Origin of the sequence: Rhizobium sp. BK399 (assembly GCF_014194695.1) — a bacterium.
Classification (GTDB): Bacteria; Pseudomonadota; Alphaproteobacteria; order Rhizobiales; family Rhizobiaceae; genus Rhizobium.
Map to the genome: position 1 here is coordinate 277167 of NZ_JACIAH010000003.1, position 14630 is coordinate 291796.

16 protein-coding genes are annotated in these 14630 nt (G+C 60.5%); 12 read left to right on the forward strand and 4 right to left on the reverse strand.

The genetic code is table 11. The features are described from left to right. Positions 1–273 precede the first annotated feature (273 nt). The 8 genes from FHT97_RS10215 to alkB all read left to right on the forward strand — a co-directional run bounded on the left by FHT97_RS10215 (position 274) and on the right by alkB (position 6232). Entirely contained in the window at positions 274–735 is a 462-nt protein-coding gene (locus FHT97_RS10215) for a cupin domain-containing protein (protein ID WP_183861851.1), read from the forward strand. Positions 736–791: 56 nt separating this feature from the next. Further along, positions 792–1637 (forward strand): arylamine N-acetyltransferase, encoded by an 846-nt coding sequence (locus FHT97_RS10220; protein WP_183861853.1) that lies wholly within the window; start codon positions 792–794, stop codon positions 1635–1637. 39 nt (positions 1638–1676) lie between these two features. Next, positions 1677–2291, forward strand: a complete 615-nt coding sequence (locus FHT97_RS10225) for a YceI family protein (RefSeq protein WP_183861855.1) — start codon at positions 1677–1679, stop codon at positions 2289–2291. Positions 2292–2495: 204 nt separating this feature from the next. Beyond that, positions 2496–2945, forward strand: coding sequence for an ester cyclase (locus FHT97_RS10230; RefSeq protein ID WP_183861858.1), 450 nt, complete (start codon positions 2496–2498; stop codon positions 2943–2945). Positions 2946–3173: 228 nt separating this feature from the next. Beyond that, positions 3174–4271, forward strand: coding sequence for a bifunctional DNA-binding transcriptional regulator/O6-methylguanine-DNA methyltransferase Ada (gene ada, locus FHT97_RS10235; protein ID WP_246712592.1), 1098 nt, complete (start codon positions 3174–3176; stop codon positions 4269–4271). A gap of 16 nt (positions 4272–4287) precedes the next feature. After that, positions 4288–4800, forward strand: a complete 513-nt coding sequence (locus FHT97_RS10240) for a DNA-3-methyladenine glycosylase 2 family protein (protein WP_210296666.1) — start codon at positions 4288–4290, stop codon at positions 4798–4800. 149 nt (positions 4801–4949) lie between these two features. Then, positions 4950–5573, forward strand: a complete 624-nt coding sequence (locus FHT97_RS10245; protein WP_183861860.1) for a hypothetical protein — start codon at positions 4950–4952, stop codon at positions 5571–5573. A gap of 8 nt (positions 5574–5581) precedes the next feature. After that, on the forward strand, positions 5582–6232 hold the full coding sequence (gene alkB / locus FHT97_RS10250) for a DNA oxidative demethylase AlkB (RefSeq protein WP_183861862.1): 651 nt from the start codon (positions 5582–5584) through the stop codon (positions 6230–6232). A gap of 193 nt (positions 6233–6425) precedes the next feature. Here alkB and FHT97_RS10255 read toward each other — a convergent pair whose 3' ends face one another. Next, a complete protein-coding gene (locus FHT97_RS10255) occupies positions 6426–6641 on the reverse strand; it encodes a hypothetical protein (protein ID WP_183861864.1) in 216 nt (71 codons plus the stop codon). A 179-nt stretch (positions 6642–6820) separates the two neighbouring features. Here FHT97_RS10255 and FHT97_RS10260 point away from each other — a divergent pair, with 179 nt between their 5' ends. From FHT97_RS10260 to FHT97_RS10270, 3 genes are all read left to right on the forward strand, one after another. Next, positions 6821–7387, forward strand: coding sequence for a methylated-DNA--[protein]-cysteine S-methyltransferase (locus tag FHT97_RS10260; protein ID WP_183861866.1), 567 nt, complete (start codon positions 6821–6823; stop codon positions 7385–7387). Then, a complete protein-coding gene (locus FHT97_RS10265) occupies positions 7384–8133 on the forward strand; it encodes a 2OG-Fe(II) oxygenase (RefSeq protein ID WP_183861868.1) in 750 nt (249 codons plus the stop codon). Before FHT97_RS10260 ends, FHT97_RS10265 begins: the two co-directional genes overlap by 4 nt. Before the next feature lie 232 nt (positions 8134–8365). Further along, positions 8366–9451: a patatin-like phospholipase family protein gene (locus tag FHT97_RS10270; RefSeq protein WP_183861870.1), complete on the forward strand. Its 1086-nt coding sequence runs from the start codon at positions 8366–8368 to the stop codon at positions 9449–9451. A 295-nt stretch (positions 9452–9746) separates the two neighbouring features. Here FHT97_RS10270 and FHT97_RS10275 read toward each other — a convergent pair whose 3' ends face one another. Together FHT97_RS10275 and FHT97_RS10280 are read right to left on the reverse strand one after the other, a co-directional pair. After that, entirely contained in the window at positions 9747–10043 is a 297-nt protein-coding gene (locus FHT97_RS10275; protein ID WP_071224919.1) for a hypothetical protein, read from the reverse strand. Positions 10044–10117: 74 nt separating this feature from the next. After that, a complete protein-coding gene (locus FHT97_RS10280; RefSeq protein ID WP_246712593.1) occupies positions 10118–13063 on the reverse strand; it encodes a PAS domain S-box protein in 2946 nt (981 codons plus the stop codon). Between the two features lie 88 nt (positions 13064–13151). On the opposite strand from FHT97_RS10280, the gene FHT97_RS10285 reads away from it, so the two are divergent. Continuing rightward, the gene (locus FHT97_RS10285; RefSeq protein WP_348649618.1) at positions 13152–13661 is read left to right on the forward strand and encodes an N-acetyltransferase family protein; all 510 of its coding nucleotides are present in this window, start codon (positions 13152–13154) and stop codon (positions 13659–13661) included. A gap of 134 nt (positions 13662–13795) precedes the next feature. Here FHT97_RS10285 and FHT97_RS10290 read toward each other — a convergent pair whose 3' ends face one another. Next, positions 13796–14623, reverse strand: coding sequence for an SDR family NAD(P)-dependent oxidoreductase (locus FHT97_RS10290; protein ID WP_183861874.1), 828 nt, complete (start codon positions 14621–14623; stop codon positions 13796–13798). Between the last annotated feature and the right edge of the window lie 7 nt (positions 14624–14630).

The following is a 14630-nucleotide window of genomic DNA, read 5'->3' on the forward strand; positions in this document are numbered from 1 at the left end:
CGCGCATCCCCGATCTTCTTAGCAAACTTTTAGGATATTCGGCATGGCTTGCACATTCATTTAGGAACGCCGGTTTTCGCGGTGCGCTATAGAAATGCCGTACCGGCTGGACGGCCCGGACAATTGTCATCTGCACGCCATCGGCGGCCTCGTGCGGCCGGGCAAAAGACATTGGCACCGCGCCCCGGTAGTCGGAGCGCGGTTCGGATTTCTGCGTCCTGCCGCAACAGTGAAAGCATCGACGATCGATGCATTCCGAACCTGGAGAGCAAGATGAAAAAGTTTACCTATGCGGCGGTTTCGCCGCCGAGGCATGGGACGCGAGCAATGGCGTTCGGTAAGCATGTGATCCGCATGATGGCGGACAATACTGGCGGTTCCCTCGGCATGTACGAGGCCTATTTGCAGGCCGGCGAAGGCTCGCCACTGCATATACACGAGCGCGAGGACGAGTTCTTTCGCGTCCTTAGCGGGCGCTTCGGCTTCTGGTGCGGCGGCGACTATATCGAACTTGCCGAAGGCGGCTGCATCGCACTGCCGCGCGGCGTGCCGCACCGCTTTCGCAATGTCGGGAAGACGGAGGGCCGCCTCATGGGCGTCGTCACACCGGGCGGGTTCGAAAGCTTCTTTCCGATCGTCGAGCTCTGCAAACCCGAAACGCCCGAGCAGATCGCCTCGGTCGCCAAGGACTTCGGTCTGGCCTTCCCGCCCGAGGACGACCGCGAGGTCGCCTGAACCACCCCAGCACAACACCGGAACTGAACAACGGTCCATTGAAAGGAGATCGAAGGATGACACACGTGCCTTCGAACGAAAACGCTATGCCCCTGACAGCCACGCAGCTCGATGCCTATCTGACCCGGATCGCGGTCGAGCGGCCGTCGCGTCTTGACATCCGAAGCCTATCGCAGCTGCACCGCGCGCATCTCATGAGCTTTACATGGGAGGCGGTCGATGCCTTCATGGGATGGCCCTCAACGATCACCCCGGCTGGGGCCTTCGCCAAGATGGTCGAACGGCGGCGCGGCGGCTGGTGTTACGAAATGAACGGCCTCTTCGGTGCCGCCCTTGCCGCACTTGGCTTCCGCGTGACCCGCCTGTGCGGCGGCGTCGACCGGGAAAGGCTCGGCGACATCGCCATCGGCAACCATCTGACGCTGCGTATCGACCTCGATCGGCCCTATCTTGCCGAAGTCGGCGTGGCGGACGCCATCATCGAGCCGGTGCCACTCGCCTCAGGACCATTCAGCCAGCGCGGCTTCGACTTCTCGATCATGCCAACGGACGACGGCTGGCTCCGCTTCAACAACCATGTGCACGGCATCGCGAAAAGCTTCGATTTCCAGGCCGACCATAGCGACGAGTCCGCAATGGTCGCAACGCATGGCTGGCTGATGCAGGATCCAGGCTCCCCCTTCACAAATGCACTCGCGGTCCTGCGTCACACGGCGGACGGTTATGTCGCACTTCAGAACGACCGTCTGAGCCATGTGACGGCGAACAGCGTCACCGAGCAGCGCATCACGAGCGCCGGACATCTTTCCGACACGTTCGAGACCGTGTTCGATCTCGATATCCCACAACCCGGCCACGTCTGGGAGCGCCTCCAGGCCATCAGCCGCGACAAGGCGGCTTGAGCCGATGCCCCGCATCATCCCACATCCGAGGAAACATCCATGCTTCGCATAACCACATTCGCCCTTGCTCTTGGTTTGAGCACGACGCTCGCCCTTGCCGCCGCCACAGATCCGGCGCCGACCGGGACCTATAAGACCGACCCCTCGCATTCGAGTCTCAGCTGGTCCTTCGACCACTCCGGCCTGTCGCACTACACCGCGCGGTTCACCAAAGTCGATGCGCGACTCGACTGGAAGCCGGAACAGCCGGAAACCTCCACGCTCTCGGTTGCGATCGATCCGCTCTCAGTCCGCACCGACTATCCCTGGCCGGAGAAGGTCGACTTCGACGCAGAAATCGGTACAGGGGAGACCTTCCTGGCAGCCAAGCCGATCACTTTCGTCTCCAGGACGATCCACGTGACCGGCGAGAACACCGGCACGGTCGAAGGCCTCCTCACCTTTCGCGGCGAGACACACCCGGCAACGCTCGACGTCACCTTCAACGGCTCGATGGCCAAGCACCCAAGGATGGGTGTCCCGAAGATCGGCTTCTCGGCAACCGGCAGGATCCGCCGCAGCGAATGGGGACTGGATTTCGCAATCCCCGAACTCGGCGACATCATCACCATCGCCATCGAAACGCAGATGGTGCCTGCTGATCACTCATTCTAGTGAAACGAATGCGATGCAGGTCCGGCCGGATCTGCATCTCTTCACTGGGCGGGCGCGCCTTTCGCCTTTGATGGGATCGCCCAGCACACCCGTTTCCAATTCGAAGATAAGAACCGGAGTTTGGTCGCCGGAAAGCTCAAATATCCGTTTCATCAGGTCATCGAGTGGTTTCGATGGTCGCACGATTTGAAGAAAGGACTTCCCATGAGCAAGGAAGAGGACAACAAGGCCGTCGTGGTTCGCTGGTTCACCGAATTCTGGGGCAAGGAGGTCAATCTTGCTGTTATCGATGACATCGCGGCACCCGACATGCTCCTGCAATATTCCCTGCATGAACCGCGCCGCGGCCGCGAGGACATCAAGGCGTTCATGACCGACTTCCGAGCCGCGTTCCCCGATCTCAACTTCTGGGGCACCGCCGACCTGATCGCCGAGGGCGACTATGTCGTCGGCCAGTGGGAAGGCGGCGGCACGCACACCGGCCCGGCCTTTGATGACTTCCTTCTCGGCGGCTTGCCGGCCGCAACCGGCCGCAAGATGCGCTTCACTGGCAAGACCGTGCTGAAGATCGTCGATGGCATGATCGTCGAAGAAAATGGTCTCGACGATGGCCTGACTGCAATGATGCAGCTCAGTCTGATCGATAAGGCCTGAAACCTGACAGCGCTAGCCCACCTGGCTGCTAATCTTGGTCAGGAGAACCAAGGCTCGCACAGCCCCTGTGCGAGCCTCATCTGCCTTCACCTCCAAGCGAACCAGGCGCTCTGTCGACAACCTGCGCAAGATCCGGGTGGTTTTTGCTTCATGTGAGAGCGAGGATCGGAGTGTGGCCCCTTGCGGATCCAAGGCACGGTCGATCTGGAACGAATTCGGGTAGAAACCATGAACATGAACATCCGCCCCGCGCCAACCCTTCGCACGTCGCACCCTTTCGTAGCGGACGATCCTCGCTGGGCGCGTATCGTCACTCGCGACAAGTCCGCGGACGGTAAGCTCTGGTACTCGGTTTCGACGACCGGCGTCTATTGTCGGCCCTCGTGCCCGTCGCGCACGGCGAACCCGAAGAATGTCACCCTGCACGACACGATCGAAAGCGCCCGCGCGACCGGCTTCCGGGCCTGCCGGCGCTGCAATCCCGACGGTCCTACACTCGAACGCGGGAAGGCCGCGCTCGTCGCGAAGGCCTGCCGGATCATCGAGGACAGCGAGGAAGAGCCCTCGCTGGAGGATCTGGCAGCTGCTGTCGATCGCAGTCCGAGCTATTTCCATCGCATGTTCAAGGCATCGACGGGGCTGACCCCGAAGGCCTATGCAGTTGGCCAGCGCGCCAAAAAAGTACGTGAAGGCCTCGAGACCGGGACGAGCGTCACCGAAGCGATGTACGACGCCGGCTTTAATTCCAGTGGCCGCTTCTATGAGAAATCGAACGGCATGCTTGGCATGACGCCGACCCAGTATCGTGACGGCGGCACCAACGAGGACATCAAGTTTGCAGTCGGCCAATCCTATCTCGGCGCGATCCTGGTGGCGTCCAGCACGAAGGGCGTGGCTTCGATCCTACTCGGCGACGACCCGGAGGCGCTGGTTCGCGATCTTCAGGATCGTTTCCCGAAGGCGCGCCTGATCGGCATGGACCGCGACTACGAGGCGCTGGTCGCCCAGGTCTGCGGCTTCGTCGAAAATCCCGGCATCGGCCTCGATCTGCCGCTCGACGTTCGCGGCACGGCGTTTCAACGCCGGGTATGGCAAGCTTTGCAGGAGGTTCCGGTCGGCGAGCGCGTGTCCTATTCGGAAATCGCCCGCCGTATCGGCGCGCCGCGCGCCACCCGGGCGGTCGCCGGTGCCTGCGCTGCAAACAGTATCGCGGTCGCCATTCCCTGCCATCGCGTGGTGCGCAACGACGGGGCGATTTCCGGTTATGCCTGGGGCGTTGATCGCAAACGAGCATTACTCGACAGGGAAGCGCCCCAAAGTGCATAAGCTGGAAATCGAATGTATGAAGGCCTTTTCGTGCTGTGACGCCTCCGTAGCCTTCCTCGCCAGCCATGACGAGGACTGGGCCAGATTGATCAAGCTGGTCGGCCCTTGCCGGCACGATGCCAAAGCCGCCCGCGAGCCCTACCAGGCGCTCGTGCGGGCGATCGCTTATCAGCAGCTGACGGACAGGGCCGGCGACGCTATCATCGGCCGTCTCAAGGGGCTATTCGAGGGTCGCGATTTCCCGACCCCGGAAGACCTGATCGCGGCCGAGGTCGACCCGCTGCGAGCCTGCGGCTTTTCCGCCAGCAAGATCGCCACCATCAAGGCGATCGCGAAAGGAACGCTGGACGGCCTGATCCCCACCCGCGACATCGCCGCCACCATGGACGACGAGGCGCTGATCGAGCGCATGACCGTCATCACGGGAATCGACCGCTGGACCGTCGAAATGCTGCTGATGTATTCGCTGGAGCGGATGGATATCCTGCCCGTCGACGATTTCGGTGTCCGCGAGGGCTATGTGTGCTGAAAACGCTGCCCGAGCAGCCGCAGCCGAAGCATTTGCGCGAGATCTCGAAGACGTTGTGGGCGCATCGTACGGTCGCTGCGTGGTATCTGTGGCGCATGCCGCGCGAATGCGGAAACGTGTTGACGTAAATACGGCCCAGGAAGAACGCCATGCCGCTTCAAAACCGCGTTACGCCTTTCGGTGAGATCGTCGCCATTTCGCAGCGAGGCCTGTTTACCGGCAATCGCGGCATCATCCATGATCCCGCAACGAAGACATTGCTGCGGCGGCGCTGGGCGACCCGGGCCTGGCTCATCTGCACCTGCGCGTTCAAGGGGCGCCGCCGCGAAGTGATGGCGGGCCGGAGTTGGACCGAGCTGTTTTTCCTCGATGAGGCTGTAGGGCTCGCCGCCGGCCACCGCCCGTGCTTCTTCTGCCGGCGCGAGGCCGCGGAACGTTTCCGGACCTGCTGGGCAGCAGCAAAGAGCGAGGCGCGGCCGACAGCCGTGCAGATGGATCGCGTGCTGCATGCCGAACGGCTGGAGCGCGGCCACAAACGCCTGCACCCGATCCCCAGCCGGTTAGCCGACCTGCCGGATGGTGCGGTCGTTGCGACCGGAGAGGCTGCTTACACGCTACAGGCCGGTCGCGGCCATCGCTGGACCGAAGCGGGTTACGACAGGCCCGAAATCCTTCACGACGCCGGCTGGCTGCTGACGCCGCCTTCGACGCTGATGGCGCTTCTTGCAGGCTATCGGCCCGTCGTTCACCCTTCCATCCATACGACGCAATAGGCCCTCACATGCCCGATCTGCTTGACATGCTTGCCCCCGCTGATCCCGCGACCGAAATTATGGCCGAGGGTGCCATGTTGCTGCGCGGTGCGGCTCGTCCCTACGAGAAGGATCTCCTCGTCGCGCTCGCAGACATCACCAGCCAGTCGCCGTTTCGGCACATGGTCACGCCGAGCGGCTTTACGATGTCGGTGGCGATGACGAATTGCGGCAGGGCCGGTTGGGTCACGGATCGCACCGGCTATCGCTACGATCGCAACGATCCGGAAACCGGCCATCCCTGGCCTTCCATGCCGGACTGCTTCTTCAACCTAGCAGTCGAGGCCGCGACGCGGGCGGGCTATCCGGACTTCCGTCCCGACGCCTGCCTGATCAACCGCTACGACCCCGGCGCCCGTCTTTCGCTGCATCAGGACAAAGACGAACGGGACTTCGCCAAACCAATCGTATCGGTTTCGCTCGGCCTGGCGGCGACCTTTCAGTTCGGCGGCCTGAAGCGGAGCGATCCCGTGAAGAAATATGCATTGCGGCACGGGGACGTGGCGGTTTGGGGCGGCCCCTCGCGGCTCTTCTATCACGGTGTTCCCGAATTAAAGGATGGCGTCCATGCGATCGTCGGACGCATGCGCATCAATCTCACCTTCCGGGGCGCCTTGTAGCGCTCCATCTTCTTTCAGTTTGACGACAACAATCGGAGCGCCGCGGGAACCGCCTTATGGCCAAGTGGATCGTTAATTGGGGGGATGTGCGATTGTCGGATTTTTGCGATCTGGCCGCGTGAGGGCTAGCATAAGGAAACGGACGCTCATGTTTTCACAGGGCGGATACGGCGCCAGCACGAGCCGGCGCAAACTAGTCGGAACCAACGCCGTCGACATGTTCGTTGCGCGCGCCCAGGGCAATCCGGACAAAGCCCTCGTGATGACATGTATCGGGCAACTCGTAATCGCCGGCCATGCCGAGTTTCAAATGCTCGGCAACGGGGAAGTCGAAGTCCTGTTCACCTCGGGCGAGACCCATCTTCTCGCAGAGACGACAATCCTCAGGCTCGCTTGGTCTATCGATCAATCGGAGCGGCATGCACGCGCGGGCGAAGTGGCTCGAACTCTGGTCATGGGCCGGCCGCGAGCGTCTGGCGCTTCCCTATTTCCCCAGGCGAAACTTCGATTTGAAAGCAAGGATCGGAGTTTGGCGATGCGGCCCCGGCGGTAGGTTGGATCATCCGATCAAAGCAAGGAGTGACGGCAATGAATCTCATCGTCGAAATGAACACGCCGCGGACAAAGCTGCACCTGAAGCCCGCCTCGCCTCCCGCCGATGTCCTATCCTATGCGGTCGCCGCTTGCGACTTCGGCAGGGTGTTGGTCGCACGCAGCGCCAGTGGCGTTTGCGCGATCCTGCTCGGAGACGAAGCCGAAGAGCTGACGGCCGATCTCGCCAACCGTTTCCCGCAATCCACACTCGTTGCAAGTGAGGATGCCGTGAAGGACGACGTCGCAAAAGTCCTGCAATATATAGAAAAGCCTTCCGGCGGGCTCCATCTGAAGCTCGACTTGAGAGGCACCCCGTTCCAGCGCCGCGTCTGGGAAAAGCTGAAGACCATCCCGGTCGGCAGGACGGTCAGCTACAGGGAACTGGCGAGTTGGCTCAGCCCGCTCGCCAGTTCCCGTGCTGTCGGCAACGCCTGCGCCGCCAATCCGATCGCGCTGGCCATTCCCTGCCATCGCGTCGTGCGCGGCACCGGCGCGCTTGCCGGCTATCGCTGGGGCATCGAGCGCAAGCGTGCCCTCATCCAGAAGGAAGCGAAGGCATGAACAAGAACGCGATCGACATGGTACCGGCCTCAACGGTTGCATCCGCGGAAGCACGAATTGTCGCCTACGACTGGACAGCGCTTGCCGACGAACTCGACGGCTTCGGTTGCGCCGTCCTTCCCCGCCTTCTCACGCCCGACGAATGCAACAACATTGCGTCGCTCTATCCCGACGAAAGCCACTTCCGCAGCCATGTCATCATGGCGCGGCACGGCTTCGGGAAGGGTGAGTATCGCTATTTCAAATATCCGCTGCCCGATCTCATCGGCGGCATCCGCACGGCGCTGTATCCCCGCCTTGCCGTTGTCGCCAACGCATGGAACGAGCGAATGGGACTGGAGCAGCGGTTTCCAGACGAACACGCCGCATTCCTGCAGCAATGCCACGACGCCGGGCAGACGCGCCCGACACCGCTTTTGCTGCAGTATGTCCCAGGCGACTTCAACTGCCTTCACCAGGATCTTTACGGTGACCTCGCGTTCCCGATCCAGGTGGCGATCCTGCTCGCAGAGCCGGGCCGTGACTTCACAGGCGGCGAATTTGCACTGACCGAACAACGACCGCGCATGCAGAGCCGCGTCGAGGTCGTACCGCTTCGCCAGGGCGACGCTGTCGCCTTCGCTGTCCACAATCGACCGGTCCAGGGCGCCAAGGGGAATTACCGCGTAAACCTGCGCCATGGTGTCAGCCGTGTGCGCTCCGGCATGCGTCACACCGTTGGGATCATCTTTCACGACGCGCGTTGATCTCACAATTCCGGCGGCGCGCTGCCGCAGCGCCGGAATTGAACTTTGATTGGCTCTGCCAGTGCCAGAGGCCAGCCCGGCGGCGGCCCGTCAACGGCAGCGATCGTTGCGAATGCAAAACGCTGACCTTGACCTTTACATCTGACTTTCTGCGACAGAACTCCTATGAATTGCCTATTGCTGCGCTGCAATAATCGCCATAGGGTAGAGATGCTGAAATGGGAAGGTCCGTATGCCGCCAAGACCACGCAGCAATTCTCGCCCCGCGCGATCCGGCAAAGAGCCAATCGCTATTGATCTCGCCCTGCAGGGTGGTGGAGCGCACGGCGCGTTCACCTGGGGGGTCATTGAGCGGATTATCGACGAGCCCGGACTTATCATTTCAAGCATCAGCGGCACATCCGCCGGGGCGATGAATGCGGTCGTCCTTGCCCACGGCTTTGCAGTGGATGGAGAGACGGGGGCAAAATTGGCGCTGGAGGCGTTCTGGAGCCGCGTCAGCGAGGTTGCGCGCTTCAGCCCGTTTCAACGCACCGCACTTGACGTGTTGACCGGCAACTGGTCGCTCGACAATTCCCCGGCCTATCTTTTCTTCGACGTGATGAGTCGGCTGTTTTCGCCCTATGAGATCAATCCGGGCAATATCAATCCGCTTCGGGATATCCTCGAGGAAAGTGTTGATTTCGAGCTTCTGAAACACTCTCCCATCAAACTGTTCATCAACGCGACCAACGTGCGGACGGGTCTGCCACGGGTCTTTCGCAACGCTGAACTGAACGCCGATGTCGTGCTGGCATCCGCGTGCTTGCCGATGTTGCATCAGGCGATCGAAATAGACGGCGATCCTTATTGGGATGGCGGCTTCTCAGGCAATCCGCTTCTCACGCCGGTGGTTCGCGAGAGTGCGGCGCGTGACCTCGTGCTTGTTCAGGTCAATCCGGTCGAGCGCGCAGGCGTTCCCAAAACCGCGCGTGAAATTCTTAACCGCGTCAACGAAATCTCATTCAACTCCAGCCTGAAGAAGGAACTGCGAGCGATGGCCATACTTCAGCGGATGCTTTCGGAGAGCGGCGTTGCACCGGATGAGATTGCCTGGGCAAAGGAATGGTCGAGTGTCCGGCTCCACCGTATAGCCACGCCGCCGAGCATGGCGGAATTGAACGCGTCATCCAAGATGAATGGCGAATGGGAGTTTCTATCCATGCTCCGGCAAGAAGGGCAGGCAACCGCGCACGAATTTCTAGCACTGCATGGGGCAGATATTGGGACGCGGGCGACCTTCGATATTGAAAGTCTGCTCGATACGGTTCTGCAATAGGCGCTAGGAACCGTCATGGATATCATTGGTCGTCGTCATGACCAATCTTGTGATGTCGTTCGCGACCTTGCCGCGTATCGACGCGAGCTTCCTTGCCGAACCGGGCTGGGGCGCCACCTCGCTTTAGCGGTATGCGGGGTTTCGCATAAGGACGGTTATGTCGATCTCGCTATGGCGGCTATCGCAAGTGCGCTTGTCGCCCTTGTCGCCGTGATCACGATCGGAAATCTCTTCGGATCATTCTGACGGCCCGAAAGCAGTAGCGCTAAGCAAACTCGATTGACCATTGGGGGCGCTAAGCAATTCGGTCTAACATCCGTACGATATCTACGGGGTCGTAGGGTTTTGCAAGACGCAAGCAACCTCGGAATTTCTCAGGCATGCTTTCGGCCCCATATCCGCTGAGAAATAGGAAAGGGATGCCCCGTTTTGCCAGTTCCTCGGCAACGGGATACGACCTTTCACCATCCAAATTGATGTCGAGGATCGCGGCGTCGCACGGTTCATCGATGGCTGCACGAAAAGCAGTCTCGAGATCTCGGAACGGGCCAACCGCCACGTAGCCGGCCTCCACCACATCCTGCTCGAGCATCAGGGCGAGGATGGCCTCGTCTTCGACTAGGAGTATTCGCCGTGGTGTATCGCTAGACTTCGGCACAATACACCCTAACCCGCTGCTCGCCGGCGGCTTTGGAGACGATCGCGAACCGGCAGCGACAATGAACACCGAACTCCTTGCCTGTCGTACTCGATGTCCACTTTTCCGTTCAGATCAGCGGCGAGGATCTTTTCTGGCAGTAGTCGGCCAAATCCGGACCGCGTCGGTGGATCGACCAAAGGTCCGCCATGCTCAGTCCACTGGATCAGCAACCCGTCGTCGTGCAGTTCCCAGTCGACCGAAACATAACCACTCGCATCACTGAACGAGCCATACTTCGCCGCATTGGTGGCTAGCTCGTGGAAGGCGAGACCAAGTGCCAGCGCGGGCTTTGGCGGTAGGGAAACGAGTGGACCAGCCATACGTATGTTTTGGCCGTCCTCGCGCCGGAAGGGTGATAGCTCGTCGTCCAGAATGGTCCGCAACGACACGCCGGACCACTCTGTCTCAGCAAGTCTTCCATGTGTTTGGGCAAGTGCCCTGATCCGGGCCTCGAAGGAGCGGCAGTCCTCCCTTGCACTGGAGGAGAAAGACTGCCGCGCAATAGCAGTGACTGTAGCGAGCGTATTCTTTACACGATGGCTGAGCTCGGCAATGAGTATCTCTCGCTGCTCTTCGGCCTGCTTTCGCGCAGTAATGTCCATGCAAATGCCACTAAGTTTCTTCAGTGCGCCGTTGCTTTCCTCGAAGCAACGACCAAAGGCTTCCAGCCACCGTTGCTCTCCATCCGGAAGCAGCGCTCTGTAAATGGCGTGATAGGGCTCTCGTTTCGCCGCGGCGGTATGGATAGCGGACTCGACCTCGGCGATATCCTCCGGATGGATGTCTCGCTTGAACTCAGAGAACGACCCGTCGAAAGAACCAGGCTGACGTCCATGGATCAACTCCAATCCTGGCGACCAGATGATCTTGCCAGAGGTGAGGTCCCATTCCCAAGCGCCCATACCTCCAGCCTCAAGGGCCAACTGCAGTCGCTGCTCACTCTCCCGCAGTTCTTCTTCCGCACGTAGGCGGCTTTGCTCGGAACGAACCCGCTGTATGGCGAAGCCGAGTTGTCGAGCGATCGCTACGGCGACAGTTTCCTCCTCCGTGCTGAACGTATGCGGTTGATCGTAGTAGGCCATGAATTTCCCAATCACCCTCCCCTCACCGAACAAGGGGATGAATGCGAGCGCGCCGATCTTCTCCGCCTCGATAGTCGCTCGCAACTCCGCTGGCAGATCGGCCTCCTCGAGGGTCGACACATACATCGGCGTCGCATCGGTTGTTTCTGCCGTCCACGGGGAATGGCCGTCGACAGCGCGCCTGTGTGCCTGTGACAAGCCCCGCCACGCGACGAAGCGCATCACCTTCTGGTCATCGAAAAGCAAGATCGACGCTCGAGCGCATCCCAACGCGCTAGTGATTGCATCGAGGGCAGCATCAAAGGCAAGCTGCAGCTCTGACCCGTGATACAGGCGGTCCGTCATGCGATGGAGCACCGCCTGCTCCGCCGTTCGCTGCGCCAAAGCTTCCTCGGCGCGCTTCCGATCGGAGATGTCGCGGGCGATCTTCGACGCGCCGACAATCCGACCCTCCGCATCCTTAACGGGAGAGATGGTGAGAGAGATGTCGATAGGCGTTCCGTCCTTGTGCACGCGAACGGTTTCATAGTGCTCGATCCGCTGACCGCGTCGGATGCGATCGATGATATCCGCCTCTTCAGCAATCAGCTCATCGGGGAACAACGTTGTAACCGGTCTTCCAACGATCTCCGCGGCCGTGTAACCAAACAGCCGTTCGGCTCCTTGATTCCAACTCGTAATGATGCCGTCGAGGCCCTTACTAATGATTGCATCTTGCGAAGACTCCACGATAGAAGCCAGCCGCCGGGCCGCGAGTTCCGCCTGTTGGCGATGCTCAAGTTCATTTTGAACGGTGCGCAAGAGGCGGGCGTTATCAATTGCCATCGCAGCATGTGCAGCGATCCCGGCTACGATCTCCTCAGTTTCCTTGGTAAAGACACCCGGCCGGCTATGGCCGAAAAAAAGACCGCCCAGGACTTCGCTACTGCGTGATACCACCGGAACCGCCAAGTAACTCACGACTGGCAGGTGTCCCTTGGGCATGCCGTGATGCGGCTCGTTGTGCCCGTAACGCGCGTCCTTCCTGATGTCGTCAGAGCGAACGATGCCCTCCCCGCGGAAGGTAGGCTCAAAGACGCTTGTATTACGCGGCACTCCGAACCTCTCGAACGCTTCCCGCGGCGCCCCTGAGAGCGTGTAAAGCGTCAATCGTTCGCCTTTTGCGTCATTGAGATTGTAGAAAAAGGCGCCGAATTCGGCACCCGAGAGGCTCGTTGCGTTGTCAGTCACTGCCTGGACAACTCGTTCCAGTTCGAGGTCGCTCGACACAATGTGCGCTACATTGTTGAGCGCTTGAAAGCGTCGCTGTACCGCCTTTTGCCGGGAAATATCGAGAATGCTGACAAGCGAATGCTCGCAGTTTTTGCCCTCCCAGGCGATCGTCAGGAGGATCTCGAGATGCTGCCCTTTGAGCGTACGGACATGAGCCTCGCTCTCAAAGCGCTTACGGCCCTCCCAGAGGGCGACGATCTCGTCGAGGAAAACTTCCGACGTTTCTGGGAGGAAAGTTGCGCCCAGATTACCTGTAAGCTCAACCTTGTCGTGAGCCTCGAAGAGCTCCATGGCGTAGACATTAACGTCTCGCACGTGAACCAATTTGACCGCATCCGCTGTCGCTTCGGGATGCATTTGAAAGTAGCCACGTATGTCGTCAACCCCGTCTGCGCGAAGCTCTTCCAATCGTGTCACCAGGCGAGAGAAGTCCTGATCCCACAATGCAACATGGGCACCATCGAAAATCCGACGGTAATGCGCCTCGCTTTCATCAAAAACCTTCCAAGCGGCGCGCTGTTCCTGAGCATCGAGAACCGAGCAAGCCTCCGTAACCATGAAGTCCCCCATCGAAACGATATACAACGCAACTTGCTCCAAATGGTTCCGCAGTTCCTGAGCGAACGGGGCGTCACTCAAAGACTTCGTGAGGCAGGCGAGAAGTCGGATCGCAATTCCGCTGGGCAGCACGGATCAAGCCAAACGACGAGGGCGACACACCTCAGCCGAACGATTTGCGCGAGCGACGCAAGAACTTGAAGAGCCGCCGCTTCCGCATCTTGTCGCGATCAAGGACGGCGCGGTTGTAGGCTATGCCTACGTCGTCCTGTTTCGCAAGCGACCTGCCTACCGCCACACCGTCAAGCGCTCGATCTATGTTCACCACGACCACCTCGGCCAAGGCATCGGTCGCCTGCTGATGCACGACCTGATCGACGCTTGTGCCGCCGCCGGCTTCCGGCAGATGATTGGCTATATCGACGCCGAGAACACTGCTTCGCTCATGCTGCGCGAACGGTTCAATTTCGTTCGCGTCGGTCTGCTGCGCGGAGTCGCCTATCGCTACGGCCGTTGGGCAGACAGTGTTATGGTTCAGTGCTCGCTCGGTCCTGGCTCGACCGCGCCGCCACCTCCCCCGCCGCTCTCCACCCGTTGAGGCGCAATTCCAAGGCCGCTGACGGAGCGGGACACGAGTGCCGTCGCGGCCTTCGTCGCCCTCCACTTGAGCACTGGCGAACTATTTGTCGTACGGCCATGCGTTACATGGCGGATCGGGTTGAAACGGCCTCTTTATGCCTCTACGAAATCAGTGCCCCGTGTGATGGCCTCCCATGCGTCGATCTCCTCGACGACCTGATCGATTTTGCTTCGTGTACGACGCAAAGCGTCGCTTCCTAGCAGGAGATGAAGAGGAGGGTTGTCAGAGTTCACGAGTTCCAGGATCGCCTCCGCGGCCAGGACCGGATCTCCGGCCTGCCGGCCATCGGCAGCGTCAAAGGCCGCCGAACTTTTCCCGATTGTTTCAGCGTAGGCTTCACCGGCGGCGTCGCTCTTGCGGATTGAGTGGGCCGACAGGAAATCGGTTCGGAAGGCACCCGGAGCGACCGCGGTGACTTTAATGCCAAAAGGCTTGACCTCCGAGGCAAGACCTGCGGACATGCCCTCAAGGGCTGCCTTGGCGGCGGAGTACATCGCGGTTCCGACACCGGGCGCGCGGCCTGCGACGGACGTTATATTGATGATGTGACCACGTCCCTGCGCTCTCAGATATGGCAGGGAAGCCTTGATGATGCGAAATGGGGCGAAGACGTCGACGGCGAAAAGTCTTGCGACATCCTCGTTGGCGGCCATCTCGAGCGCGCCAAGCAGGCCGTAACCGGCGTTATTGACGACGATATCAATCTGACCCGCGATCTCAAACGCCTGGCGGGTCACAGTCTCCGCGGTCCCACCATCGCTCAGGTCGGCTGAAAGAACGTGCAAACGACCCGAACCGTCCTCTACCGGCCGATCGGTTCCCCGGACCGTGCCAATGACAGTATCGCCCCTTGCCAGCGCTGCCTCGGCCAGCGCTTTTCCAAGCCCGCGTGAAATGCCGGTAATGAACCAAGTGGTCATGAAATGC

Excerpts from the sequence above, each read along its gene's own strand:
- FHT97_RS10215 (WP_183861851.1), top strand. The coding sequence starts at position 274 with ATGAAAAAGTTTACCTATGCGGCGGTTTCGCCGCCGAGGCATGGGACG.
- FHT97_RS10220 (WP_183861853.1), top strand. The coding sequence starts at position 792 with ATGACACACGTGCCTTCGAACGAAAACGCTATGCCCCTGACAGCCACG.
- FHT97_RS10225 (WP_183861855.1), top strand. The coding sequence starts at position 1,677 with ATGCTTCGCATAACCACATTCGCCCTTGCTCTTGGTTTGAGCACGACG.
- FHT97_RS10230 (WP_183861858.1), top strand. The coding sequence starts at position 2,496 with ATGAGCAAGGAAGAGGACAACAAGGCCGTCGTGGTTCGCTGGTTCACC.
- ada (WP_246712592.1), top strand. The coding sequence starts at position 3,174 with ATGAACATGAACATCCGCCCCGCGCCAACCCTTCGCACGTCGCACCCT.
- FHT97_RS10240 (WP_210296666.1), top strand. The coding sequence starts at position 4,288 with ATGAAGGCCTTTTCGTGCTGTGACGCCTCCGTAGCCTTCCTCGCCAGC.
- FHT97_RS10245 (WP_183861860.1), top strand. The coding sequence starts at position 4,950 with ATGCCGCTTCAAAACCGCGTTACGCCTTTCGGTGAGATCGTCGCCATT.
- alkB (WP_183861862.1), top strand. The coding sequence starts at position 5,582 with ATGCCCGATCTGCTTGACATGCTTGCCCCCGCTGATCCCGCGACCGAA.
- FHT97_RS10260 (WP_183861866.1), top strand. The coding sequence starts at position 6,821 with ATGAATCTCATCGTCGAAATGAACACGCCGCGGACAAAGCTGCACCTG.
- FHT97_RS10265 (WP_183861868.1), top strand. The coding sequence starts at position 7,384 with ATGAACAAGAACGCGATCGACATGGTACCGGCCTCAACGGTTGCATCC.
- FHT97_RS10270 (WP_183861870.1), top strand. The coding sequence starts at position 8,366 with ATGCCGCCAAGACCACGCAGCAATTCTCGCCCCGCGCGATCCGGCAAA.
- FHT97_RS10275 (WP_071224919.1), bottom strand. The coding sequence starts at position 10,043 with ATGCTCGAGCAGGATGTGGTGGAGGCCGGCTACGTGGCGGTTGGCCCG.
- FHT97_RS10280 (WP_246712593.1), bottom strand. The coding sequence starts at position 13,063 with ATGGTTACGGAGGCTTGCTCGGTTCTCGATGCTCAGGAACAGCGCGCC.
- FHT97_RS10290 (WP_183861874.1), bottom strand. The coding sequence starts at position 14,623 with ATGACCACTTGGTTCATTACCGGCATTTCACGCGGGCTTGGAAAAGCG.